The organism is Clostridium neonatale (assembly GCF_001458595.1).
Taxonomy (GTDB): domain Bacteria; phylum Bacillota; class Clostridia; order Clostridiales; family Clostridiaceae; genus Clostridium; species Clostridium neonatale.
In genome coordinates this window covers 194,744-218,911 of sequence record NZ_LN890327.1, presented here as the reverse complement: position 1 = coordinate 218,911, position 24,168 = coordinate 194,744, and the positions used below count along the sequence as shown (strand labels likewise).

The 24,168-nt window shown below is 27.4% G+C and carries 24 protein-coding genes, 2 tRNA genes and 1 riboswitch; of the genes, 9 read left to right on the top strand and 17 right to left on the bottom strand.

Translation table 11 applies throughout. The annotated features are described in order from the left end of the window. Positions 1 to 133 precede the first annotated feature (133 nt). Positions 134 to 1,552 carry a pyruvate kinase gene (gene pyk / locus BN2920_RS04395; protein WP_058293812.1) on the top strand — a complete coding sequence of 473 codons (1,419 nt, stop codon included), beginning with the start codon at positions 134 to 136 and terminating at the stop codon, positions 1,550 to 1,552. A gap of 62 nt (positions 1,553 to 1,614) precedes the next feature. Here pyk and rpsA read toward each other — a convergent pair whose 3' ends face one another. Further along, positions 1,615 to 2,766, bottom strand: a complete 1,152-nt coding sequence (gene rpsA, locus BN2920_RS04390; protein WP_058293811.1) for a 30S ribosomal protein S1 — start codon at positions 2,764 to 2,766, stop codon at positions 1,615 to 1,617. 277 nt (positions 2,767 to 3,043) lie between these two features. Between rpsA and BN2920_RS04385 the strand changes: the two genes are divergently transcribed. The 3 genes from BN2920_RS04385 to BN2920_RS04375 are packed head-to-tail and all read left to right on the top strand — an operon-like array spanning position 3,044 to position 5,262. Beyond that, a complete protein-coding gene (locus tag BN2920_RS04385; protein WP_058293810.1) occupies positions 3,044 to 3,934 on the top strand; it encodes a hypothetical protein in 891 nt (296 codons plus the stop codon). Between the two features lie 14 nt (positions 3,935 to 3,948). After that, the gene (locus BN2920_RS04380; RefSeq protein WP_058293809.1) at positions 3,949 to 4,602 is read left to right on the top strand and encodes a PspA/IM30 family protein; all 654 of its coding nucleotides are present in this window, start codon (positions 3,949 to 3,951) and stop codon (positions 4,600 to 4,602) included. 9 nt (positions 4,603 to 4,611) lie between these two features. Next, positions 4,612 to 5,262: a hypothetical protein gene (locus BN2920_RS04375; protein ID WP_058293808.1), complete on the top strand. Its 651-nt coding sequence runs from the start codon at positions 4,612 to 4,614 to the stop codon at positions 5,260 to 5,262. Between the two features lie 31 nt (positions 5,263 to 5,293). Here BN2920_RS04375 and BN2920_RS04370 read toward each other — a convergent pair whose 3' ends face one another. From BN2920_RS04370 to rd, 9 genes are all read right to left on the bottom strand, one after another. Further along, positions 5,294 to 5,743: a CBS domain-containing protein gene (locus BN2920_RS04370; protein WP_058293807.1), complete on the bottom strand. Its 450-nt coding sequence runs from the start codon at positions 5,741 to 5,743 to the stop codon at positions 5,294 to 5,296. A gap of 157 nt (positions 5,744 to 5,900) precedes the next feature. Next, positions 5,901 to 6,830, bottom strand: a complete 930-nt coding sequence (locus BN2920_RS04365; RefSeq protein WP_058293806.1) for a 3'-5' exonuclease — start codon at positions 6,828 to 6,830, stop codon at positions 5,901 to 5,903. Positions 6,831 to 6,860: 30 nt separating this feature from the next. Next, positions 6,861 to 8,663 carry a MutS-related protein gene (locus tag BN2920_RS04360; RefSeq protein WP_058293805.1) on the bottom strand — a complete coding sequence of 601 codons (1,803 nt, stop codon included), beginning with the start codon at positions 8,661 to 8,663 and terminating at the stop codon, positions 6,861 to 6,863. Positions 8,664 to 9,126: 463 nt separating this feature from the next. Then, positions 9,127 to 10,056, bottom strand: coding sequence for a metal ABC transporter solute-binding protein, Zn/Mn family (locus BN2920_RS04355; protein WP_058293804.1), 930 nt, complete (start codon positions 10,054 to 10,056; stop codon positions 9,127 to 9,129). 196 nt (positions 10,057 to 10,252) lie between these two features. Further along, on the bottom strand, positions 10,253 to 10,435 hold the full coding sequence (locus BN2920_RS04350) for an alpha/beta-type small acid-soluble spore protein (RefSeq protein ID WP_058293803.1): 183 nt from the start codon (positions 10,433 to 10,435) through the stop codon (positions 10,253 to 10,255). 131 nt (positions 10,436 to 10,566) lie between these two features. Continuing rightward, positions 10,567 to 11,514 carry a hypothetical protein gene (locus BN2920_RS04345; protein WP_058293802.1) on the bottom strand — a complete coding sequence of 316 codons (948 nt, stop codon included), beginning with the start codon at positions 11,512 to 11,514 and terminating at the stop codon, positions 10,567 to 10,569. A gap of 227 nt (positions 11,515 to 11,741) precedes the next feature. Next, a tRNA-Trp gene (locus BN2920_RS04340) sits at positions 11,742 to 11,816 on the bottom strand. Positions 11,817 to 11,978: 162 nt separating this feature from the next. After that, complete coding sequence (locus BN2920_RS21200; protein ID WP_157065755.1) at positions 11,979 to 12,125, bottom strand: hypothetical protein; 147 nt, start codon at positions 12,123 to 12,125, stop codon at positions 11,979 to 11,981. A gap of 177 nt (positions 12,126 to 12,302) precedes the next feature. Next, a complete protein-coding gene (gene rd, locus BN2920_RS04335; RefSeq protein WP_058293801.1) occupies positions 12,303 to 12,464 on the bottom strand; it encodes a rubredoxin in 162 nt (53 codons plus the stop codon). A gap of 1,735 nt (positions 12,465 to 14,199) precedes the next feature. Here rd and BN2920_RS04330 point away from each other — a divergent pair. Further along, on the top strand, positions 14,200 to 15,879 hold the full coding sequence (locus BN2920_RS04330; protein ID WP_058293800.1) for a 2-oxoacid:acceptor oxidoreductase subunit alpha: 1,680 nt from the start codon (positions 14,200 to 14,202) through the stop codon (positions 15,877 to 15,879). After that, the gene (locus BN2920_RS04325; protein ID WP_058293799.1) at positions 15,880 to 16,752 is read left to right on the top strand and encodes a thiamine pyrophosphate-dependent enzyme; all 873 of its coding nucleotides are present in this window, start codon (positions 15,880 to 15,882) and stop codon (positions 16,750 to 16,752) included. Here the strand turns inward: BN2920_RS04325 and BN2920_RS21625 are convergent. From BN2920_RS21625 to BN2920_RS04315, 3 genes are all read right to left on the bottom strand, one after another. After that, positions 16,742 to 16,885, bottom strand: coding sequence for a hypothetical protein (locus BN2920_RS21625; protein WP_172437916.1), 144 nt, complete (start codon positions 16,883 to 16,885; stop codon positions 16,742 to 16,744). The genes BN2920_RS04325 and BN2920_RS21625 overlap by 11 nt on opposite strands. A gap of 191 nt (positions 16,886 to 17,076) precedes the next feature. Continuing rightward, a tRNA-Trp gene (locus tag BN2920_RS04320) sits at positions 17,077 to 17,151 on the bottom strand. A gap of 71 nt (positions 17,152 to 17,222) precedes the next feature. Continuing rightward, entirely contained in the window at positions 17,223 to 18,194 is a 972-nt protein-coding gene (locus BN2920_RS04315) for a metal ABC transporter substrate-binding protein (RefSeq protein WP_058293798.1), read from the bottom strand. Positions 18,195 to 18,522: 328 nt separating this feature from the next. Here BN2920_RS04315 and tsaE point away from each other — a divergent pair, with 328 nt between their 5' ends. Genes tsaE through rimI form a run of 3 tightly spaced genes read left to right on the top strand, consistent with a single transcriptional unit; the run spans position 18,523 to position 20,118 of the window. Next, positions 18,523 to 18,984, top strand: coding sequence for a tRNA (adenosine(37)-N6)-threonylcarbamoyltransferase complex ATPase subunit type 1 TsaE (gene tsaE / locus BN2920_RS04310; protein WP_058293797.1), 462 nt, complete (start codon positions 18,523 to 18,525; stop codon positions 18,982 to 18,984). Beyond that, entirely contained in the window at positions 18,981 to 19,697 is a 717-nt protein-coding gene (tsaB, locus tag BN2920_RS04305; RefSeq protein ID WP_058293796.1) for a tRNA (adenosine(37)-N6)-threonylcarbamoyltransferase complex dimerization subunit type 1 TsaB, read from the top strand. The genes tsaE and tsaB overlap by 4 nt, the downstream gene beginning before the upstream one ends. Further along, positions 19,681 to 20,118 (top strand): ribosomal protein S18-alanine N-acetyltransferase, encoded by a 438-nt coding sequence (gene rimI / locus BN2920_RS04300; RefSeq protein WP_058293795.1) that lies wholly within the window; start codon positions 19,681 to 19,683, stop codon positions 20,116 to 20,118. The genes tsaB and rimI overlap by 17 nt, the downstream gene beginning before the upstream one ends. A 277-nt stretch (positions 20,119 to 20,395) precedes the next feature. Here the strand turns inward: rimI and BN2920_RS04295 are convergent, their stop codons facing one another. From BN2920_RS04295 to BN2920_RS04280, 4 genes are all read right to left on the bottom strand, one after another. After that, the gene (locus BN2920_RS04295; RefSeq protein WP_058293794.1) at positions 20,396 to 21,148 is read right to left on the bottom strand and encodes a flagellar motor protein MotB; all 753 of its coding nucleotides are present in this window, start codon (positions 21,146 to 21,148) and stop codon (positions 20,396 to 20,398) included. A gap of 28 nt (positions 21,149 to 21,176) precedes the next feature. Then, entirely contained in the window at positions 21,177 to 21,953 is a 777-nt protein-coding gene (gene motA / locus BN2920_RS04290) for a flagellar motor stator protein MotA (protein ID WP_058293793.1), read from the bottom strand. A gap of 551 nt (positions 21,954 to 22,504) precedes the next feature. Then, a complete protein-coding gene (locus BN2920_RS04285; RefSeq protein WP_058293792.1) occupies positions 22,505 to 23,083 on the bottom strand; it encodes an ECF transporter S component in 579 nt (192 codons plus the stop codon). A 187-nt stretch (positions 23,084 to 23,270) separates the two neighbouring features. Further along, a riboswitch (FMN riboswitch) is annotated at positions 23,271 to 23,388 on the bottom strand. Positions 23,389 to 23,492: 104 nt separating this feature from the next. Beyond that, positions 23,493 to 24,086 (bottom strand): cytidylate kinase-like family protein, encoded by a 594-nt coding sequence (locus tag BN2920_RS04280; RefSeq protein WP_058293791.1) that lies wholly within the window; start codon positions 24,084 to 24,086, stop codon positions 23,493 to 23,495. Positions 24,087 to 24,168: the final 82 nt, after the last annotated feature.

Below are 24,168 nucleotides of genomic sequence, written 5' to 3'. Positions count from 1 at the left end.
GCTCCATTTTTTTAAATTTATTGCGAGCATTTTACTATTTTATATTTTTTCATTTATGTAGTGTATTATTGCTAATTTATTCAAAATTAGATGAAATATATATTAAAATAAATTATTAGGATGAGGTGTTAATATGCAAAAAACAAAAATGATTTTTACTATTGGACCTGCCAGTGATAATGAAGAAGTTTTAGGCAAATTCATTGATATTGGTATGAGTGCCGCAAGATTAAATTTTTCCCATGGAACTCATGAGACACATAAAGAAAAAATAGAATTAATAAAGCGTTTAAGAAAGGAAAAAAATTCATCAACTGCAATTATATTAGATATTAAGGGTCCTAAAATAAGAACCCATAATTTTGTCAATGATGGTGTAGAACTTAAGGAAGGCAATTCTTTTGATTTTATTTGTGGAGAAGAAATTCTTGGTGATGAACATAGATGTTCTATATCTTACTTAGAACTTTATGAAGATATAAAAGTAGGAGGTAAAATTCTAGTAGATGATGGTCTTCTAAAATTCACTGTTACTAGTATTGAAGGAAAAACTATTCACACAGTAGTTGAAGTTGGTGGTATGATTAAAAATCATAAAGGTGTTAATGTACCTAATGTAGTTATAAAACTCCCTTCAATAACTGAAAAAGATATCGAAGATATTAAATTTGGATGTGAGATGGGTGTAGATTTCATTGCTGCATCTTTCATAAGAAAAGCTAGTGATATTCTTGATGTCAAAAAGATCTTAGCTGAAAATAATGGAAAGCATATAAAAGTGATTGCTAAAATTGAAAATCAAGAAGGTGTTGATAATATTGATTCAATTATAGAAGTTACTGATGCAGTTATGGTTGCTAGAGGAGATATGGGTGTAGAAATTCCAATACAAAAGGTACCTATAATTCAAAAAATGATAATTAAAAAATGTAATAAAGCAGGTAAAATAGTAATTACAGCTACTCAAATGCTTGATTCAATGATAAGAAATTCTCTTCCTACAAGAGCTGAAGCTAGTGATATCTGTAATGCTATATTTGATGGAACTGATGCAATCATGTTAAGTGGTGAAAGTGCCTCTGGTTTATTCCCAATTGAAGCCGCAACAACTATGGCTAATATTGCTCAAGAAGCTGAAGAATACCTAGATTATAATGCTTTAACTGCAAGACTTAGAGAACCATCTCTTACTGATTATGCTGCTGCAATAAGTTACTCTGCTTGTAGAACTGCTAATTTACTAGATGCAAAAGCAATAGTTGCAGCTACAAAAAGTGGTGCTACTGCCAGAATACTTTCAAGATATAGATCAAAAGCTCCAATTATAGCTATTACTCCATATGACCAAGTTAGAAGGTCTTTAAGCTTAAACTTTGGTATTTATCCAATGCTATGTGACATGTTTAATACTACAGATCAAATTTTAGATGAAGCTAAAAATGTAGTATTTAAATTAGGAATAACTGAACCTGGAGATGATATAATAGTTGCTGCTGGTATGCCTACAACTCATACAGGTGGAACTAATATGTTAAAAATCGAAAAAATATAATACAATAAAATAAAAAGATAATGCCTAAATTTAAGTAGGCATTATCTTTTCATTTTATATCTTTATTCAAACTTAAATCCTTTAAGTAAATCAGCTAAAGAGGTTCCATCTTCTTCATTATCAACATAATTTAAATATTCTTTATTAGTCTCAACAGCCTCTTTTATGCTTAATGCAATTTTTTTGCTTTCGTTGTCAATACTTAATACTTTTACTTTAACCTTTTGACCCACTTCTAATACATCAGAAGCTTTTGCAATATTATCATCTGTTATTTCAGTAATATGTACTAAGCCTTCAATTCCATCAAACAGCTCTACAAAAGCACCAAATGAAGTTAATCTACATACTTTTCCTTCTACAACATCGCCTTCTTTTAAATCTTTGCTATGTAAAGTCCACGGTTCTTGTTCAACATCTTTTAGAATTAGAGATAATCTCTTCTTTTCCTTATCCACACTTCCTATAAATACTTCTACTTTATCACCTTCTTTTACAACTTCTTCTGCTCTATTAACTCTTTTCCAAGATAAATCTGAAAGGTGAATTAATCCTTCTACTCCACCTATATCTACAAAAGCTCCAAATTTAACTATCTTTTTAACAACTCCAGATCTCTTTTCTCCTTCTTTTAAAGTATTCCAGATTGCTTTTTGATTTTTTTCATATTCTTCTTCTTCAAGTACCCTTCTTGATGCAACTATTTTATTATTTCTGAAATCTAATTCAGTTATCTTAGCCTCTAATTCCTTTTCAAGTAAAGTACTAAGTTCAATTCTCTCCCTTGACGCAAGTGATCCTGGAATAAATATCCTTATATTTCCATAATAAGCTACTAAACCACCTTTAACTTCTTCTTTTACTTTTACAATTATAACTTTTCCTTCATTATAAGCTGCTTTCAGATTTTCTTTTTCTGTTATTTCCATAGCTTTTATTAAAGAAAGTTCAACATAACCTTCTCCATCATTAGGTGAAAGTACATATACTGTAATTTCATCTCCCACATTAACTACTTCTCTAGGATCTTTATTATCCATAGATACTTCTTCTTTTGAAATTAATCCATCAAAAGCATAATTTATATTAACACTTACATCCTTATCACTTACTTCTATAACTGTACCTTTTAATATTTCTCCTCTATTTAATTTCTTTACATCATAATTATCAAAGAAATCATTCATTGTAACTTCTTTTTCTTCATTAAGCATTTTCAAATCCTCCTAAAAATAAACTATCTAATTACAATATTAATCTAAGTAAACCTTTAATACAAGTAAACTCATATATTTATAAAAATATTTTACTTCTGATTGCAACAAATAATATTATATAACACTTTAAGAGTTATATAATATTATTAAAAGATAGTTTTAATAACCTTTTAGTGATATATTAAACCCTAATCCTGTAATTTAGTCTATTTTGAGTAAATTCTATCATTGTGTGATTATTCTTTTTTTTATATAATTAATACATACTTAATTTATGGGGGGGATAAATATTAGAAAGAATAATAGGAAAAAACTTTTTATATTACTTTTAACACTTTTATTTACATTTTCCGGTTTATCCTTAGATATAATATCTCTAGGTAATACAGATCAGCTTCAAACTAACATTGCACAAGCTAAATCAAAATCTAGTAGTTCCAAAAGTTCTCACAGTTCAAAAAGTTCTAGTAGTAAAAGAAGTTCTAGTAGTAAGAAAAGCTCATCTAATAGTTCAAGCAGTAGTGGATTTAAATCTGGTTCTGTAAGTAATTCTTCTACAGATAAAAAGAGTTCCTCTACTAGTTCAACAACTAGTGGAAATAGTAATTCTACTAATAAAAAGAATTCCACTACAAGTTCAACAAGTAGCGATTTTAAAACTGGTTCTGTAAGTAATTCTTCTACAAATAAAAATACTACTTCTACTAGTTCAACAACTAGTGGAAATAATACTTCTACTGATAAAAATAATTCCGCTACAAGTTCAACTAATGGCGATTTTAAAACCGGTTCTGTAAGTAATTCTTCTACAAACTCAACTTCTAGTGGAAATAGTACCACTAGTGATGAAGACAGTTCTTCTAGTAGTACAGGAAGTGAAAAAGGATTTAAAAGTGGTTCTTTCTCTACAAATAAAAATACTGATGATAAATCATCTGATGCAGATGGTAATAACCAAGAAAATGATACTAATACCAAAAGCTATGATTCACCACCTAGAGGAAATACATCTTATTGGCCATCATATAGTTATGGTAGTTATTTTTATAGACCATTTTATTTTGGCTCAATAACAAGTTTAATGATCAATGCTATAATATTAGCAATAATATTTATGATAATAATTGCTTTAATAAAAATATATCTAAAAAATAAAAGAAAATAATTGGAGGTAAATTTATGGGAATCTTCTCAAGAATGTCAAATATGATAAAAGCAAAAGTAAATAATACTTTAGATGAAATGGAAAATCCAATTGAATTATTGGATCAAAAGTTACGAGATATGGAAGAACAATTTAATAAAGCAAAATTAAATTCTGCTCAAATTCTAGGTAATGTTCATGAAATAGAAAAAAAATTAAACTTAGCTAAAAAGGAATCTGCTGATTATGAAGAAAAAATCAAACTTGCATTAAGCAAAGGAAATGAAGATCTAGCAAAAAAAGCTTTAGCTAGAAAAGTTGAAATTGACAAAAAAGTCTCTTCTCTTCAATCAAGTTATGATAATTCAAAAATTCAAGCAGATGCATTAAAAGCCAATCTTCGTTCATTAGAAGAAGAGATTAACAAAACTAGAAACTACAGAGATGAAGCTGCTGCTAGATTTTCAAATGCTGAAGCTTCGCAAAAAGTTAATGAAGTGCTTGCCAATGTTCAAACAAAAAATAATTCCATTCAACTTGATAGCATAGAAAGAAAAATTCAAAGAAAAGAATCTCTTGCTCAAGGATTAGGAGAATTAAAAGATTTAGACAATTTTGATAGTGAGTTTGAAAAGTTAGATGAAGTAGATTTAGATCTTGAACTTGAAAAATATAAAAATAATCTTTAGGTGATATATATGGATAAAGATCTCGACTTTATAGAAACTGAGAGAAACTATTGGGGAAAGATATATACAGAAATAATGTTTGCATTAAATGAGGTTTCCCCTTTTATAGAAGAAAAAAAATTAAAACAACGAAAATATTATTCTAAGTCTGATGCATTAAAAGAATATATTAAGCTATTAGATTCAGCAGAAACTGATTGTAAAAAAAAATCTCTATTTTCTATATTTAAATCTAACCCTACTATTTCATTGTTGCAAGATTATAAAGAAAAAAATAGAGAGGATTTCACTCAACTGGAAAAATGTTATAAATGTACATGCTTAAATTGTTCATTTGAGTGTAATTTCAAATCATGCTCAGCTTGTAGAAGCAACTCATTATTAAGTTTTTGTGATAAAGATAGAGTTAATATTCGAAAGTTTGATAACTTTACCTTTGATCTTACTAATAATGATACTGGTATTTCTTCTAAGTATAAGGCCTTAGCTGTAATAGAGGACTGTACGATTAAAAAACAATATATACTACTTGAAAACTTAAGAGATGCAAATGATAAATTAGTGTTATACTATTATCCTGGAATAAAAGAAGATACCTTTGGTGAAATAACTAATGTTGAAGAATTTGACTTCATTGTTGAAACTTATCAAAATGCTTAAAGAGGTGGCAACTAGCCACCTCTTTAATATACTATCCTTCATCATACATAGAAAACTGCTGAACTTCTAAATGCTTTCTTTTTTCCATCTCATTATAACAATAATTTATTATATCACTTCGTTTTATTATTCCTATAAAAATTCCATTATCATCAGTAACCGGAACAAAATTCTGGCTAACCGCTAAAGTTATCAATTCTTCTATATTCGAAGTTATAGATACTGATTTATGATTTATTCTTCTTTCAATATGTTTTACTTTAACAGATTCAGTGTTCTTAAAATTCAAATCTGGGGTGTTCTTTAACTTCCAAAGTAAATCCCCTTCTGTTAATGTACCTACATATTTTCCTTCTCTGTCTATAAGCGGTATAGCTGTATATCCATGATGCTCCATTTTCTCCATAACTTGTCTCATTGTCGCTTCTAGATTTTCATATACTACTTCATTTTTAGGAGTAAGAAAAAAGGCTATATTCATAACTAAAATCCTTTCCTAAATAAATTTATTATAATTCCATGCTACAGATTATTCTTTAAACGAATTCAATATCACATTCTATATAATATTTCTATATTTTGTAACATGTCCTTTTTACATTTTATCATACTTTTCACAAAATTTCTTCAGTAATTTCTTATATATTTGTTACATTTTCTTTATTTTCATCTAAATTATTAAGCTTATAACAGTATTTCAAATAAGCTTCACTCTTAAGTATACTATTATTTTCTATGTAGATTTCTTCATCTTTCAATGTCTTTTTTATAGAAACTTCACATAATATATTATTTTTACATTTAGGGCATGCTCCTACAGCTGCAAATCTCCAATTAAGTAATTTTAAGGGCGTTTCTAAATTTACTTTTTTATTACATTTCGGGCATAGTAATTTTAAGTCTTCTTCGTCTATATTACGTTCTTTTAGGTTTTCCACATTTAATGCAGGCATGTTATAAATATCATTAATTATATAGTTCTTAATAACTCTTGAATTATATATTCTTTTAAAAACTTCTACTGTATACTCCGCATCATTTAATGCATCATGAAGTTTACTCTCATCAATCTTTATTTTTAGTTCATCTAAAGCTGATTTAAGACCTAATGCTTTTTTATGCACTAATATTTTCATTGCATATTCTTGTAAATCTAAGTAACCATTAATCCATTCTAGCTGTTTATAATTATGATAATTAGAATTTATGATTAATTCTACAATATCATCTTTCGCCCATGAACATAAAACATCACCATCTTCAAACATATCTCGTAATTTACTCATAGCTTCTTCAAATGAGATGCCTCTATCCTTTAAGATTTCCATGTCAATTTTAGTTATTTCATTTACTATTGGATTAATAATAGGGAATATAGTCGGTTTTATATATTCTCTCATACTACATACAGGTTTCATATATTTATCAACCTTTATAGCACCAATTTCAATTATTTCATTTTCAATACCAACTTCTTTAAGCTCACTATGTTCATCAAAAAAATCCTTGTAATATTTAGTTATCCCCTTCATTCCATTAAATTCCAAGTCAATAATAATATATGCCATAATAATTTAAGAAGGCTAATTCACCTCCTTTTACTCCTCCCCTATCTCTATTCCTGCAAGTCTCATTAAATGTATTGCATTTTGAGTTTCGCTTTTTCCTTTTCTAAGTAAATAATCAAATTTAATCTTATTATTTTCATAATATTCCCTGAAATTATAATTTACGATTTTACTGTTTTTATATTCCAAATCGCACAATTCTAAATCGTGAGTAGATACAAGACCTACGCCACCATATTTTATTAATTGATTTATTAAAACTGTAGCACCTATATGCCTATCTTTTGAATTTGTCCCTTTAAAAATTTCATCTAATAAAAAGAAGACTTTTTCGCCTCTCTTGCATGCTTCTATAAGTAATTTTATTCTTAATATTTCAGCATAAAATGATGATATGTTTTCTTGCAAATTATCTTTAGTTCTCATACAGGTATAGATGTTCATAATTCCACAAGAAAAATTCCTTGCGCAAACAGGTGAACCAACATAACTAAGTAAAAGATTTACACCTAAAGTTCTCAAAAATGTACTTTTACCAGACATATTTGAACCTGTAATAACGGCGACTCTTTTTTCCCCATTAAATTTAAAATTATTTTTAATTGCCTTTTTACCAATAAGCGGATGTCCTATATTTTCTCCTTCTATTATATCATTATCCAAAATATTAGGATAAACCCAATCTGAATTTTCAAATGCAAGATTTGATATGCTACTCAGTGCGTCTATTTCACTAACAACATTAATCCACTGTTCTATACACTCACCATTTTTTTCTCTCCACTTATAAAGACTTTTCATTAAAAAAACATCAGAAAAAAATAATATATTTAATAAAAAATAATATGAATTATATTTGCTATTTCCTATCCAATCAAAGATATCAGATAATTTTTCTAGTTCTTTTTTACAACTTACATTATCATTACTTAACTTACGGCAAAGCTGCTTAAGGTATTCACTATTGAATTTTTCTTCTTCTATTATAGCAAATATTTTTGAATATCCATTTATTACACTCTTTATTGATTCAAATAATTTTATCTCATGTTTTATACCGCTAGATAATATCTTTGATACTAAATAATTTGCCATTAAATTTAGCAACAAAAATGATTCTGGTAGTATATTCCCAATAATTAAACAAATAGACACAATAGTTATTAAAATAAATATACTTGCCCATACTATTCGTGATAAACCATATTTTCTTTGTATTTTATTCCATTCAATAAAAGATTTTATTTCCTTGATATTTGTCTCATTTAATACTCCTTCAACAAATAAATTCTGCCTATAATCTACCCTTTCTCCAAGTTCATTTATAGCTTCTTGCCTTAGTTTTATTTCTTCTTTTGAAAATCTTATTTTTAATTCTAGTAAATTACATAGTAATATACGTCCACCATAAGTTACAGTAGTATTTATATATTGAAAAATCGAATTATTTCCAAATACATCTAGATCATTTGTGAATGGATGCGTATAATCTAAAAACTCTTTGCCATCATCTTCAAATTCCTTAAATCTTCCCTCTATTCTTTTTATGCCTTTTTTATTTACTTCTAATAATATATCTTCCTTCCTCTTAGAATCTAAAATATTATTATGATAAATTACTAGGATCACAAATATAAATATTCCTAAAATTGATGATATAGCAATATTACCATAATCATTTTTTTTATAAAAAATATAATCTATTACTATCACCAGTATAAGTATTCCTAACCTGCTCCACCCAACTAAATTACTTTTCTTATTTAGAAAATCGCTTTTTTTCTCATGAATTAATATATTTTCCTCATAAATTTTTCTTGCCTTGTCTTTCATAAACTCTCCTTAAAATTATTCATCAAATTTTAATCCCATATATCTATATTTTACGTTATTATATAAATGTGTCAATAAACGCTTGTATTTTTTACCATGAGTTTTTATAATATTTGAACAAAAAAAAATCGCCAAGGCAACCATGATATAATCCCCTATAAAATATAAATCCAATAGAGTACAATAACTTAAATTTAATAAACTCCTTTAGCCGCCGATTTTTTTCAGCACATTCTGGATTTTCTGAGCTTGCCGAAGAAAAGGCCAGGCATATATATTTTATTTTTTATTCTTTAGGTTCAACGGCATTAGTTTATTTCAATATTTTCCATTTCAGTTTATCCCCTCAAAGGGCACGCTCCTAAAGAATAAAAAATAACTTTGACATTTTGAACTGTTCTCCGTCAAATAGACAGGAAGATGTTTAAAATATCAAAGCTTATTTTTCTATTCTATAAAGTTATTATTTTTCTAAGCAATTATATATTTGATTCAAATTATACTCCATAGCTTCTAGATAGCTTTTATTATCTTCTTGAGACTCTAAAGTATATATTGGAATTACTTTTGCACCAACTTCAGCTGCCAAAGTCTCAGAAACTTTAGGACTTGCTAATGACTCTGAAAAAATAGTTGTTATATTATTTTCTTTACAAAAATTCACTAGATTCTCTAATTGCTTTGGTGTTGGTTCACCTTCTCCAAATACATTTTCAACTGATTTTTGTTCCAATCCAAAATCCCTACATAAGTATCCAAAAGCTGCATGACCAGTTATAAAATTCTTATTTTGAAGTGTTTGAAATTTTTCATTATATTTATTGTATAAATCATCTAATTTTTGTTTAAATTCATTATAATTTTGTTCATAATATGCTTTATTTTCAGGATCTATCTCTATTAATGTATCTTTTATTGCTTCTGATTGAACTTGTGCTTCCTTTAAGCTAAGCCATGAATGAGGATCAATTGCCCCGTGTTCATGGTCATGTTCTTCTTCATGATTTTCATCTTCTATTGTTATAGAATCTACATTTTTACTTGAATCTACTATTAGTACGTCTTCATTCTTTATTACTTCATTAACTTTCTCTACCCATTCTTCTAATCCAAGTCCATTATATATAAACGCATCACTATTTATTAATTTTTCAAAATCTTTAGTTTTAGGTTCATAATCATGTGGTTCCATATTATTTGGAACTAAACAATTAATATCTACTTTATCTCCTGCTATCTCCTCAGCAAATTCTTTTAACGGAAAAATTGATACTGTAATGCTTGGTTTTGTCTCTCCATTTTTAACTGCATTCTTATCATTTGATTCTCCACATCCTATGATCATACTTCCTATTAAACCTAATAATACCCCTAAAAAAATTTTCTTTTTCATTATTACCTCCTATATGCAAATAATTCGCATTTGCACTCTTATAAATAATATTACTAGGAATAGATAAGTATGTCAATAAAATTATAATGGCTAATAAAAATAAGGGATATATTACTATAAACTTAAGTAATATATCCCTCGGCATTGAAATATGAAAATTTTAATTAAGCTTTCTGAATATTAATAAACATAATCGCTATATTCTATGTTCATATTCCTCTACCATTCTTTTTACCATTTCTCCTCCTACGGAACCGCATTGTCTTGCTGTTAAGTCGCCATTATATTCTTTAAATGGTACTCCTAGTTCTTGAGCTACTTCGTTCTTAAATCTTGATAAGCCCTGTTTTGCTTCTGGAACTAATGCTTTGTTTGACATTACAATCCCCTCCTTGGTTAATCTGGTATTTGCCAACATGATTAATAATTTATTTATCCTTGTTGACAATATTATTTTTACCAATATAGGCTTTTATATTCCTTGAAAAATATGGATTTTTATATTTTTTATTAACTTACAGTAATCATTAAACTATCAACAAATTTTTTATCTATTTGCGCAAGCGTTTGAGTTTCTTTATTTATTATATTAAGAAGTAAATTAGAAGCAATCGAATTAAGCTCATGCATATCATTTTGTGAAATGATACCTTTTTCTTTTATCTTCTTTAAATAATTGTTCATTTCCCTAAAAAATCTAAGCACTTCATACCTTACAAGATCATGGCATACAGATTCATCACTTATATTAAATAATCTCCTTTCCAAATCAAATATTTTTAATGGGAAAAATAAATATACATTTTCATCAAACATTTTTTTCATATCATACTTCCAACTTTTTACTACATTAAATTTATATGAATGAGTATTTTCAGCATTAATTTTAAATTCCAACATGTCTGGCACTTCCATATTTGAATTCAACATAATAATATATGGACTGTTTTTATTTAATTCTGCCTTACTCTTTTTATTTCTTAACGCTTGTTTTCCACCAAACAAACTTATTATTTTATTTGATTCTTTAGATAAGTCATCTCTAAAGATAATTATTGCTCGATTTTCATTATCTTCAATTTTAAAATTAATTTTATACTTTATTTTTTTATATTCATTTTCTATTTGAATTACAATATCAAATTCTTCTTTTGATTCTTTGCTACTTTCTATATATCTAACAATCGAATTTAATGCTTCCCATCCATCACAGTATATAGAATTAAAAAAATCAATCACCGGAACCTTATTATCAAAATAGAATAAATTTTTTATTATTTCTAACAATTCTATTTCAGATTCATTTTTTTTACTTATATAATAAAATCCATTTTTATTTATAAATTTATCTTCAAATTTATAATATCGTCTTTCTACTTTATCCTCTATGATCCTATCACATTTATTTTCATAGGGATTTTTCTTTGCTACTCTTTTTAAAAAAAGTAATTTATCCATAATATTTTCACCTCATAATGGATTATCACCACAATATTATTATACTATACAACTATCTTCTATTTTTCAATTAATATATCTTACAAATTAATTTTATTAAGTTTATATATATATTATGATTTAATTAAATCTCATTCTACATTTGAATTTTTAATTGCTTCAGCTATATAGTATATCTATGTTATACTATTTAAATAAAAAAATCGTAACACTGTGTGTTACGATTTTGGCAGGGGCAGTAGGATTTGAACCCACAACCAATGGTTTTGGAGACCACTACTCTACCGTTGAGCCATACCCCTAAGACATTTAGTATTTTATCATACATTATGTGAATATGTCAACAAAAATTTAATAATAATTATTACATTTTATACTCCACTAAAATAATAATATAGTGTATATTAACATTTCATTGAAGTATTTTATGGTAATAACATCTGAAATAAATAATTTAAAATTACCTATGAAGATGGAATTAAATATTTCACATCACTTGCAGAAGAAGTTACTTTAAAACTAATACCAGAACTATTTGTTAAGGCATGGGGATATAATTGTTCAGTACCAGGACCAACTATTATAGTAAAACCAAATGATAAAGCCTGCATTAGAGTCATTGCATGGACTAGAAGTGCTTAATGATATGATTGTGTTCCGCCAATAGATCCATCGCCTTATATCGAACCTGGTGTAAACAATAAAATACATCTAAATTGTAATATAACTTATAAAGTTATGAAATTTAGATGTATTTTATTATCCTAGTTTATTCCTATTAATATTTACTATGCTACTTTTTCAAAGTATGATTTTCCTACTCCACACAACGGACAAACCCAATCGTCAGGAATATCTTCAAACTTTGTTCCAGCTGCAATTCCATTGTCTGGATCGCCTACTGCCTCGTCATAAATATAACCACAGACTGTACAAATATACTTTTCCATAATAAATTCCTCCTAAAATAAAATTATAATTCTTTTAGATTATTTTTTCTAATCTTCTTCCCCTGTGTCTTTCTTTTATTTTTTCATTAGTTAACTATATGAAGTCAGCCTTTTTATTTTGTTGATGATAACTTAATTACTCTTTATTTCTATTTATAATTTGTAACTGGTTATATCCACAAATAATTTCACAGCTTGGACAAATCATATCAATTAATTACTAGTATCTTTTTTTATTTTTAATTACCTAAATTTCATACAACTAAAACATAGCACTCTCCATATTATAATTTCAAAAAATAAATAAAGAATAATACTAGCCTTCAAGTATAATTTTCTTTACACACAAAAAAATTAAGAAAGGCAGGCATTATCCAATGAATAATTTTACCTTTACTAATAATAAGTGTAAAGATAAAAAACATAAGTATTAATGAAATCAATCCAGTGGAATTATTTCATTTTTATTTTATAATCAATGTCAGACTTATAATAGCATTCTTTAAGATGGCTAAAATGTATGTCATATAAAAAATCTAAGAACATCAAAATTCTATAGTATATATGGGTTTCTGTAGATTATATCCACAGCACATAATCTTATAAGCTGTTTCAACTCTATAGTTCTTTACGCACTGAACTTGAAAATATAAGAATTAGAGCTCTAGTAAAAATTGTTGGAAATATAAAAGATGTTGTTAAAAGAACTTCTGAGAGAATCACAGTAAATATTTCGCAACTAACTAAGTTAGCAAAGTTAATGATTTATGTACTTTGTATTCCCACATATATCCAACTAACTTTTAATATTTCAAGTTAAATCAAGTCTTACCAATTAAATATAATCCTAAATTATAAGTATTATTTTTACTTTTCTCAGTATGACCATTTTAAAATTTGTATGGTACTCAATAATACATTATCTTAAATTGGACACATAAAGAAATTTTATAGGTAATTATAACTTTTATATTTGTACGAAAGATAGGTAATTAAATATAAATTATATGTATAGCTATTATAAATATTATATTATTTTCCATAAAAATTTATTAATTCTAGGTAGTTTTTACAGCTTACATTATAATTTATTCTAAAACTTGTCTAAAAGTATTTCTATTTCTTTGTTATCTATATTCCTCATAATACCATATTATTTTTCTTAATTCAATAATCTTCATTAATTGTTATTTTTAATCATTATTATATTATACTTATTTAGTATTTAATATTATTTAATGTAAAATTATTTACTATATCTGAAATCTAATATCTAAGATTTATAAAATATATCTTTAACTCAATTTCCAAAGTCATTTTAAAAATAAAAATTTAACATTATATATATGTTGCAAATCAGTTTCTATCTTCAGACGCATAATCTAACTATTGCCTAAGTAGAAAACATATTTATATTTCTTATAAACTTTTCAATTGCATTTCTAACTTGTGGTAAAGAATGATAAAGCACATTGTAATAACACAAAATAGAAAAATTCCCCTTATAAATCTATAATTTTAATATTTATAAATAATTTAAGATTTACCCAGATTTTATAATAAAATCTGTCTCAAAACGCAATTTAACAATATATTTAACAATAATTATCATTTGATATTTATTGTTCCCAGATGTATATTTAACTTAAATAATAATTAAACAATAATAAATATAATATCAATATAGTATATATTTTTAATAATAAATATACACTGATGAAATGAGGCGAAAAAATTGAATTATAATATTTTAATAGGTGGTAGTGCTGGTCAAGGCATGGATACCATTAGTGACTTTCTTGAAAAGTCGCTAAAGAAAAAAGGGTTTTATGTATTTTCTAACAAAGATTATATGTCAAGAGTTAGAGGTGGTCACAATTATACTCAAATAAGGTTTGGAACAGATCCCATTTATTCTCATGCGAATGAACTAGATTTGATATTAGCTCTGGATGAGAATACAGCACATCTTCATATAAATAACTTAAAAGAAGATGGATCACTTATTTTAGATGAATCTATTAATATATCAGATCCGAGGGCTATTAAACTACCATTAATTAAAACTGCCACAACTCTTGGAATATCACGTGGATTTACTTCTGTAGCTGCTGGAGCAGTACTAAAATATTTCTCTTTAAATGGTAGTGTTGATGATTTATTTAGCAAAAAATTAAAAGAGCCAATAAGAAGTAAAAATATTGAAGCAATACATCTTGGATATGATTTAATAAATTCAAAATATAAATTGAAAGGCAAAGATTTAAGTAATCATATCTTAATAAATGGTAATAACGCAATTGCTCTTGGTGCCATCGCTGGAGGTTTGGATTTTTATTCAGCTTATCCTATGACACCAGCCACAAGTATAATGACTTATTTATCAAAACATCAAAAAGATGTCGATATAGTTGTTGATCAAGCAGAAGATGAAATAAGTGCCATAAACTTTGCAATTGGTGCATCGTATGCTGGCGCTCGCGCAATGACTGGTAGCTCAGGTGGTGGTTTCTCACTAATGGTTGAATCTCTAGGGCTTGCTGGCATAGCAGAAATCCCACTAGTTGTAGTTGATTCTCAAAGACCCGGTCCTGCTACTGGGCTTCCAACAAGAACTGAACAAAGCGATTTAAGTTTTATTTTAAGTGCATCACATGGTGAATTCCCTAGAATAGTTCTAAGTGTTAGAAATGCAGAAGATGCATTTAATCAAACTGTTAAAGCATTAAATATTGCAGATAAATATCAGACAGTAGTCTTTCTATTAACAGATCAATATACCGCCGATTCTAACATTACAATCCCTATGTATGACTTAAGTAAAGTAAAAATAGAACGACATGTTGCATCAGAAAAAGATATTGCTTCTGATGAAGTATATAAGAGATATAAAGTTACTGAGAATGGAATTTCTCCAAGATTAATTCCTGGTAGTGTAAAAGGTCAAGTCGTAATAATTGATAGCGATGAACATACTGAAGAAGGTCATATCACTGAAGAATCAGAAGTAAGAATCTCTCAAATGGAAAAGAGATTTAGAAAAATCAGTTCAATAATAGAGGATGATTTACAAGAGCCCGAATACTTTGGTGCAGATTCTATTGATATACTTCTTGTTGGCTGGGGTTCAACTTATGGTGCCTTAAGGGATGCTGTTAAATTATTAAATGATAGTGGCATAAAAACAGGTGCATTAAGCTTTGGAGATATCTATCCTCTTCCACAAAAGAAATTAAAAGAATATAAAGAAAAAGCTAAAAAAATAATTAATGTTGAACAGAATTTCACTGGTCAATTTGGTAAACTAATAACTCAAGAAACAGGAATTTTAATGGATTACAGCATATTAAAATATGATGGCCGCCAAATTATTGGTAGTGAAATTGCAGACAAAGTAAAAAAGGAGGCCTTTTAAATGATAGAATTAAAATCTTTTAATAGTACTGATGAAAATACTTGGTGTCCTGGTTGCGGTAATTTTGCTATATTGGCAGCAATAAAAGAATCCTTATTTGAACTTGGCTTATCTCCTAATGAAGTTGTTATGGTATCTGGGATAGGACAAGCAGCTAAAACTCCCCATTACTTGAAAGCAAATGTATTTAATGGGCTTCATGGTAGAGCACTTCCTCCAGCACAAGCCATTAAAATAGTAAATAAAAAACTTAATGTAATAGTTGTTTCCGGCGATGGAGATACTTACGGTGAAGGAGGAAATCACTTTTTGCATAATATAAGAAGAAATGTAGATATAGTACAGCTTGTTAATAACAATCAAATTTATGGTTTGACAAAAGGCCAAGCATCTCCTACAACTGCAAGAGGACAAACAACTTCTATGCAATTTGAAGGAACTTATACCGATCCTTTAAACCCATTAGCTGTTGCAATAGCAGCTGGAGCAACATTTGTTGCTAGAAGCTTTTCTGGTGAAAAAGAACATTTAAAAGAAACAATAAAAAAAGCGATAAATCATAAAGGTTATGCATTAGTAGATATACTTGATCCATGTATTTCATTTAATAAAGTAAATACTTTCAAATGGTATAAAGATAGAGTCTATAAATTAGATGAAAATTATAATCCAAAAGATAAAATTAAGGCCTTTGAAAAAGCCCAAGAATTTGGTGATGATGGGATTCCAATAGGAATAATATATCTTGATGAAACAAAGAAGACTTATCATGAATCTCACCCAGTATTACAATCTGGAATTAATATTATTGACAAAAAACGTGAACCAGAATATGCCCAAAAATTATTAGATAAATTCTTATTTAATGATTAAAAATATAATTTAGAAGAAAAATCTCAGAAATAATTTTCTGAGATTTTTTTCTAAATAAAACCGTAAATGCAGCTTCGCACACAGCTTCTGATAAATCTTCATTTTTACCAACATCATCCATTCTGTAGTCCAATATCCGGTTTACTTGCGTTATGTTCCATGTGTCCTATAGTGCTTACTTCATGCCTTCTCATTACAAGTAATGTACTTACCTTCGACTTGTCTTCCTAACGTTCCCGGCGACTCAGACTTCTTTCAGTATGCCCGCTCGCAAACATATTTGGCAAACAAAAAAAGCCACAGTACAACGTACTGCGACAATTGTGGCAGGGGCAGTAGGATTTGAACCCACAACCAATGGTTTTGGAGACCACTACTCTACCGTTGAGCCATACCCCTAGGACATAAATGATTATATAACATCCTAAAAAATAAAGCAACATTTTTTTATGTTTTCTAGAGAATATTATCTATTTAACTTCTTCTTCCAAATTATTGTCAGTATTATTAGCTACATCGAGTTCCACAATATTTGATAATTCTTTAATATTATATAATATTAAATCATCAAAACTCATATTACCATAATATTTCCAAAGTTCTACAGTTTTATAGTATTTAGCTTCTGGATTTGACTCAGTTCCTTCTGTTTTCATTGAATCAATATCTATTAATCTATTTATATCTACAAGATCATCTCCATCTTGAATTATAACTACTTTTTCTGGATCTAAATTCTTTTCTTTCACTAAATCATTTATATCATTATTCTGAAGTTTTATAGTACTTAAATTTAATGATTTTGCTATATAATCAAATCTATTATCTAAAATTACAAAATTATAATTTTTAAGAGCATTAATATGCTTATTATAATAACTTATTTGTTTATCAAATTCTTTTATAGATTTATTATAATTTTCTTCATAGTAATCTCTATTTTTAGGATCTTTATCCTGTATAGAATTTTTTATGTTATATAATGCTATCTTATATTCTTCTATTCCTTCAAAATAGTAAGGATTCTCTTTTACATCTCCATTATTATCGAAATTTAGAAGTCTTATTCCTCTTGATAAATTTATTATTCCCAAATTTCCTTTTTTCAACTTACTTATAAAATTTGATATCCATGGCTCAAAATCTGTTCCAGTATATATAAATAAATCCATATTAGATACATTCTTTACTACATCATCATCAAATTCAAAATTTTTAATATCCTTTTCATCTGTTATCATATATTCAACATTGTGCTTATTTCCAATTATCCTTTTAACCATTTCAGCTTGAGGTTTATTTACAGTAATTATATTTAAATATATATCTCTAAATTCATTCTTTTTACTCTCTGTATTTGCAAGTAATGGACTTTGGAATATTGTCATTCCAAATGACAATATTATAGTTATAAAAACCATTATAAAAGTGACTTTTTTCAAAAGTTTGCACCCCCATTAAGTATTAATTACACATCCCAAACTTATACCGATATACATAATTATTTCTATTAATTTTATATAATTATAAATATAATTTATTAAATATTTAAGGTTTTCTTTAATTATATTTATATTAACAAATATAACATTACTATTTTTATATTATATCAATTTTTATATTATAAATATATAGTATTATGCTACTAAAGTATACATATTTTATTATTTTTAATTATATTTATTTGGTTTTTATAAAGATTTGATATAAAATAAAGTAATGATAAATTCATAAGCTGCAATAATATTAATATTAAGGAGGCTTTTATACATGATATTTAAAATAAATAGCGTAGAAGATACTACGCAACTTGGTATAAATTTAGGTAAATTACTTAAAAGTGGAGATATAGTTTGCTTAACTGGAGATTTAGGTACAGGAAAAACACATATTACAAAGGGAATTGCTAAAGGCCTAGGTATTGAAGATAATATAACCAGTCCAACTTTTACTATTGTAAATGAATACGAAACTGGAAGATTAAAGTTAAATCACTTTGATGTATATAGAGTAAGCGATCCAGATGAAATTTATGCCATAGGTTTTGATGACTATATTTTTTCTGATGCTGTTTCTGTTATTGAATGGGCAAATTATATTGAAGAAATTCTACCACAAGATTTTCTTCATATATTAATAGAAAAAGATCTTAGTCAAGGTGAGGATTATAGAAAAATAACCATAACTCCATATGGAGAAAAATATAATTATATAAAGGAGCTTACATTATGATTACACTAGCTATTGATTCGTCTTCAAAGGTAGCTACTGCTGCTTTAATTAAAGATGATACTCTACTTGGAGAAATAACTTTAAATGATAAGAAAGAACATTCTGTAATACTTATGACAATAATTCAGGACTTGTTAAAATTTCATAAACTAGATGTTAATGATATAGATGGTTATGTAGTTTCTAAAGGGCCTGGTTCTTTTACAGGTCTTAGAATCGGAATGGCTACTATAAAAGGTCTTAGCTTTGGTAGTAATAAACCTTACGTAAGTATTTCAAGCTTAGATGCATTGGCTTATAGTGTTTCTGCTTTTGATGGAATTATCTGTCCTATTATGGATGCTTTAAGAGACAGTGTGTACACTTGTTTGTATAAATCTTCTTATAATAGCTTAGAAAAACTTACTGACTACTCTGCTCTTGACCTTGATGAACTTATAGAATTAATTGAATCAAGAAATGAAAAAGTAATTTTTATAGGTGATGGTGTTGATAAATATAAAGATTATTTAATTAAAAACTGTCCTAATTGTAACTTTCCACCTAGCCATTTAAACTTAGTTCGTGCTTCTTCTTTAGGTGAACTAGGAAGTAAACTATTAAAGGATGGTAAATTTGACGATCCAAATTCTAGTCCTATATATCTAAAGAAATCTCAGGCTGAAAGAGAATATGAGCAAAGGATGAAACTAAACAATGAATGTTCAAATTAGAATTATGAATGAAAATGATGCAGTTGAAGTTGCTAAGATAAGTATACTTAGCTTTTCATCACCCTGGAGTACTGAATCATATATCCAAGAAATAAAGAATCCAGTTGCTTTATATCTTGTTGCAGTTATTAATAATAATATAGTTGGTTTTATTGGAACATGGAACGTATTGGATGAATCACATATAACTAATGTAGCAGTTCATCCGGACTTTAGAAAACAAAAAATAGGTTCTCTTCTTTTAGAAAATCTTATAAATACATGTGAAAAACAACATAATACTTCATCATTTGATTTAGAAGTTCGTGCTAATAATATTCCTGCTCAAAAACTTTACTCAAAATTTGGCTTTAAAAATAATGGTATAAGAAAAGGGTATTATACTGATAATAAAGAAGATGCTATTTTAATGTGCCGATAGCATTATATCTTTTTCCTAATATCTGATATATAAGATATAATATTAATAGACATATAGGATAAGTATTATCTGCTACATAATACTTATCCTATATACTACTTTGTAAGTGAATTTTCAATAATAATAGTACTAAATAATTTTTCTATAGTTTTATTATTTTTAGGCAATATACATTTTTCTTTATTATTAGGAATAATAAAAACAGAATGCACCCAAACTTTGCATCCTGTTCATATTAATCTTAATAACTATACTGCTTTATTTGTAATTTTTGTTATCATTTCGCTTCTTCTTCCTCATCTACTGGGAAATTACGAACCACATAAATTTCAACTCTTCTATTTTTAGCTTTTCCTTCTTCTGTGTCATTTGAAGTTTTGGGCTTATATTGACCATAAGCTTGAATTGAAACATTCTCTTCTTTAATTCCACCATAAGAAACCATAAAATCCATAACATTAATTGCACGAGCTGCACTTAAGTCCCAATTCGAACGGAATTTATTATTACTTATTGGAACATTATCAGTATATCCTACGACTCTAATCTGATTGTCTAATTCTTTAAGCATATTAGATATTTTTAATAATATCGGTGATACATCACTTAATACTTCAGCATCTCCTGAATCAAATAAAGCAACATCTTGTATTGCAATTTCCAATCCTTCACCATTGAGATCAATTTTTATTCTGTCTCCATAGCCCTCTTGCTCAATTTCTTCTTCTAAATTCTTCTTTATTTCAGTCATTTTAGTGTCTTCTATTTGACTATCACTCATTCCTGTAGTATCTGATCCATCTGGTCCTCCTATAGATACAATTGAATTTCCATCACCATCACTAATCCCAGAACCACCTGAAAAAATAACATTAAATTGTTTAGCTACATTGTTAAATTTTTCTTTATCAATTTGTCCCATTGCAAACATAGTAATAAACAAAGCTAGTAGAAGTGTTAGCATGTCCGAATATGGAAGAAGCCATGTTTCATCCATATGCTCTTCATGGTTTTTCTTTTTCTTCCTCATCACTGTTCTCCTTTAAAATAATTTATAATTAATTATTCTCTTCAAATATTTTTCTTTGCTTCGGCTCCAACATACCTACTAATTTTCTTTCAATGCTCTTTGGATTATTTCCAGCTTGAATAGCTAACACTCCTTCAAGGATAATATTCATATTCTCTACTTCTTTCAAGGATTTTCTTTTTAACCTATTAGAAAAAGGATGGCAAATTACATATCCAGTAAAAATTCCATAAACTGTTGCAATAAATGCATTGGATATACTTGAACCAAGTTTCTCAATATCATTAAGATTTCCAAGGGCACCAATTAATCCAATAACTGCACCTAAAACTCCAAGTGTTGGCGCTGAGCCACCCGCTGTTGCAAAAATAGAAGCACCTAAACGATGTCTCTCTTCCAAACTTTCTATTTCTATTTCTAATACTTCTCTTATCAAATCCGGATCCAATCCATCAATTACCATTTCAAATCCTTTTTTCATAAACTTATTGTCTAGACCTTGTATGGTACTCTCAAGAGATAACAATCCCTCTCTTCTGGTTGATTGAGACATTCCTACAATCTGTGTTACAATTTCAGCTGGATCCTGTGTATTCTTATCACTGAAAAGAACTCCTATAATTTTAGGAATTTTCTTAAAGTCTTTTTTAGGAAAAGAATTCATTACAGCCATTATAGTACCAAGAATAATTATCATAATAGCCTCAGGATTTAATAACATAGTTATACTTGAGCCTATCATTAATAATCCTGAAATTACAATTGTAAGCCCCCCTAAAATACCTATAATCAAAAATATATCCATTTTTTTCTCCTTTGCAAATTGTTAAGCCTTTACAGAAATTTTCAAATTTCTGCAAATTCATTCTTTTTATTGTTTCTTATAAAATCTCCTTTTCTGCATAATACTCGCATTTTTACAAAAATATATTTTTGTAAGTTAAGTTTTATGATTGAAAAGTTAAGATATAATTCTAAAATTAATATCCCCATTATAATTAATCAATTTTTAAATACATAATGCTATTATATCATGTATTCATATCAATGCAAACAGGCTATTTTCCTAAGTTTCTCTTATGTCTTTATGAGATAATCAGCACCATTTTATAACATGAAACAATACTCTTTTTTCTATTTAAAATACCATATTTCTATGTGTTTTTTGTATTTTGGGGATATTTTTTTAAAAAATAATGTATTTTTCTGCTTATATATAAAAATCAACAAATTAAATTTTATACCTAAAAATATAAAAAACCTAGTGTAATATAAATTATCACTAAGCTTTATTTATGTTAGGACTTATATAATTTAGGCAATAACATTATTGTTTGGATGATTTTAATCATATAACTATTTTAATACTTCTCTTTCTGATGATCCAAAATTCGGTTTAACTTTAAATATTGAAACTGAAACTCTCTTGTATAAAAAATAAGTAGATACTGATACAACTAATGCTTTAACTCCATTTAATGGTAATAGACCTACTGTTATATATTTGATTAATTCTGATTGTGACATTTGCATACCATACGCAGGTAATAAGAGATAAACATTAGCTAATATTCCTACTACCTCTATTGAGATAGCACCTACAATCATCCCCAATATTGCATTCTTTTTACTTTTATTTCTATGATATATAATTCCAGCTGGCAAAATTAACGCACTTCCTATAAGAAAGTTTGCTGTTTCTCCAACAAAACCAGTTCCACTTCCCTTTATTAAAATATAAAGTATGTTTTTAAATAATTCAATTATAACACCTGAAATTGGACCAAATCCAAACGCACCAATAAGTGCTGGTACATCACTTAAGTCCATTTTTAGCCAAGGAAATACAGGAATTATTGGTAGATCAATATACATAAGTATTACTGCAATGGCCGCTAATAAAGAAATTTTAATCATCTTGTTTGTTTTTTCCATAGTACTTTGCCTCCCCAAAATTATCTCCTGAGTGTAGCTTATTAAGCGCTTAAAAAATCTATTATTTTTTAATTTTAGTTTCCTATATATTTATAGTTTTTATACCCAATAAATAATAAAACCCCAATGAATATAATTCATCAGGGTTCACCATACTAAATAAATAATGATTTTTTAATTCCTAATAGGTTACCTTCTTTCATCCAGACTATACTGTTGGCTTCGGAGTTACACCGAATCTGCTTTTATTAAAGCTCGCGGGCTATACCGCCAGTAGGGATTTACACCCTGCCCTGAAGATATTTTAAAATATTTTTTATTTTTCCTATATATTATACATCACTCTATACTATAATTACAATATTTTATAATATTATTCTATTTTTTATAGCTAAACTATTTTAATTATCTATTTTTTATTTTTCATATTTACATACATTTTTATTAGTTCAACAGCATTATCTATTCCTATTCCACTGTCTAATGTTATATCATAGTTCTGCGCTTTTCCCCATTTATTATCAGTATAGTGAACATAATATGTTGATCTACATTTATCAAGCTTAGTTATTGTCTTTTCTATATTTTCCTCTGGCATATTATATTCATTTATAGCTCTTAACTTTCTTTTTTCAATATCTGCATGTATAAATACATTTATACAATTAGGATAATCCTTCAAAACATAATCTGCACATGCACCAACAATTACACAATTTCCTTCTTCTGCAACTTTCTTAATTGTCTTGCTTTGTGCTATAAATATTTCATCATCAATTGACAAAGTATATGGAGAACTTGAAAGTGATAATGCAAACAAATTTGTAGCTCTTTTTTCTGCATTCTTAAACATATCCTCATGTAATCCACTTTCTTCTGCTGCTCTCTTTAATAATGCTCTATCATAAAATGCAACCCCTAACTTATCTGCTAACTTTTCTCCTATCTTTCTTCCTCCACTACCATATTGCCTATCTATAGTAATAATAATATTCTTATTCATAAAACCTCTCCTTATCTATAAATATTGCTATTACATCATGTATATACAATTTTGTTATATTTATATTATATCAATTTCCCAT

What these genes read in the sequence shown, in the direction of transcription:
- pyk (WP_058293812.1), top strand. Translation starts at nt 134, where the DNA reads ATGCAAAAAACAAAAATGATTTTTACTATTGGACCTGCCAGTGATAAT.
- rpsA (WP_058293811.1), bottom strand. Translation starts at nt 2,766, where the DNA reads ATGCTTAATGAAGAAAAAGAAGTTACAATGAATGATTTCTTTGATAAT.
- BN2920_RS04385 (WP_058293810.1), top strand. Translation starts at nt 3,044, where the DNA reads ATGGGGGGGATAAATATTAGAAAGAATAATAGGAAAAAACTTTTTATA.
- BN2920_RS04380 (WP_058293809.1), top strand. Translation starts at nt 3,949, where the DNA reads ATGGGAATCTTCTCAAGAATGTCAAATATGATAAAAGCAAAAGTAAAT.
- BN2920_RS04375 (WP_058293808.1), top strand. Translation starts at nt 4,612, where the DNA reads ATGGATAAAGATCTCGACTTTATAGAAACTGAGAGAAACTATTGGGGA.
- BN2920_RS04370 (WP_058293807.1), bottom strand. Translation starts at nt 5,743, where the DNA reads ATGAATATAGCCTTTTTTCTTACTCCTAAAAATGAAGTAGTATATGAA.
- BN2920_RS04365 (WP_058293806.1), bottom strand. Translation starts at nt 6,830, where the DNA reads ATGGCATATATTATTATTGACTTGGAATTTAATGGAATGAAGGGGATA.
- BN2920_RS04360 (WP_058293805.1), bottom strand. Translation starts at nt 8,663, where the DNA reads ATGAAAGACAAGGCAAGAAAAATTTATGAGGAAAATATATTAATTCAT.
- BN2920_RS04355 (WP_058293804.1), bottom strand. Translation starts at nt 10,056, where the DNA reads ATGAAAAAGAAAATTTTTTTAGGGGTATTATTAGGTTTAATAGGAAGT.
- BN2920_RS04350 (WP_058293803.1), bottom strand. Translation starts at nt 10,435, where the DNA reads ATGTCAAACAAAGCATTAGTTCCAGAAGCAAAACAGGGCTTATCAAGA.
- BN2920_RS04345 (WP_058293802.1), bottom strand. Translation starts at nt 11,514, where the DNA reads ATGGATAAATTACTTTTTTTAAAAAGAGTAGCAAAGAAAAATCCCTAT.
- BN2920_RS21200 (WP_157065755.1), bottom strand. Translation starts at nt 12,125, where the DNA reads ATGCAGGCTTTATCATTTGGTTTTACTATAATAGTTGGTCCTGGTACT.
- rd (WP_058293801.1), bottom strand. Translation starts at nt 12,464, where the DNA reads ATGGAAAAGTATATTTGTACAGTCTGTGGTTATATTTATGACGAGGCA.
- BN2920_RS04325 (WP_058293799.1), top strand. Translation starts at nt 15,880, where the DNA reads ATGATAGAATTAAAATCTTTTAATAGTACTGATGAAAATACTTGGTGT.
- tsaE (WP_058293797.1), top strand. Translation starts at nt 18,523, where the DNA reads ATGATATTTAAAATAAATAGCGTAGAAGATACTACGCAACTTGGTATA.
- tsaB (WP_058293796.1), top strand. Translation starts at nt 18,981, where the DNA reads ATGATTACACTAGCTATTGATTCGTCTTCAAAGGTAGCTACTGCTGCT.
- rimI (WP_058293795.1), top strand. Translation starts at nt 19,681, where the DNA reads ATGAATGTTCAAATTAGAATTATGAATGAAAATGATGCAGTTGAAGTT.
- BN2920_RS04295 (WP_058293794.1), bottom strand. Translation starts at nt 21,148, where the DNA reads ATGAGGAAGAAAAAGAAAAACCATGAAGAGCATATGGATGAAACATGG.
- motA (WP_058293793.1), bottom strand. Translation starts at nt 21,953, where the DNA reads ATGGATATATTTTTGATTATAGGTATTTTAGGGGGGCTTACAATTGTA.
- BN2920_RS04285 (WP_058293792.1), bottom strand. Translation starts at nt 23,083, where the DNA reads ATGGAAAAAACAAACAAGATGATTAAAATTTCTTTATTAGCGGCCATT.
- BN2920_RS04280 (WP_058293791.1), bottom strand. Translation starts at nt 24,086, where the DNA reads ATGAATAAGAATATTATTATTACTATAGATAGGCAATATGGTAGTGGA.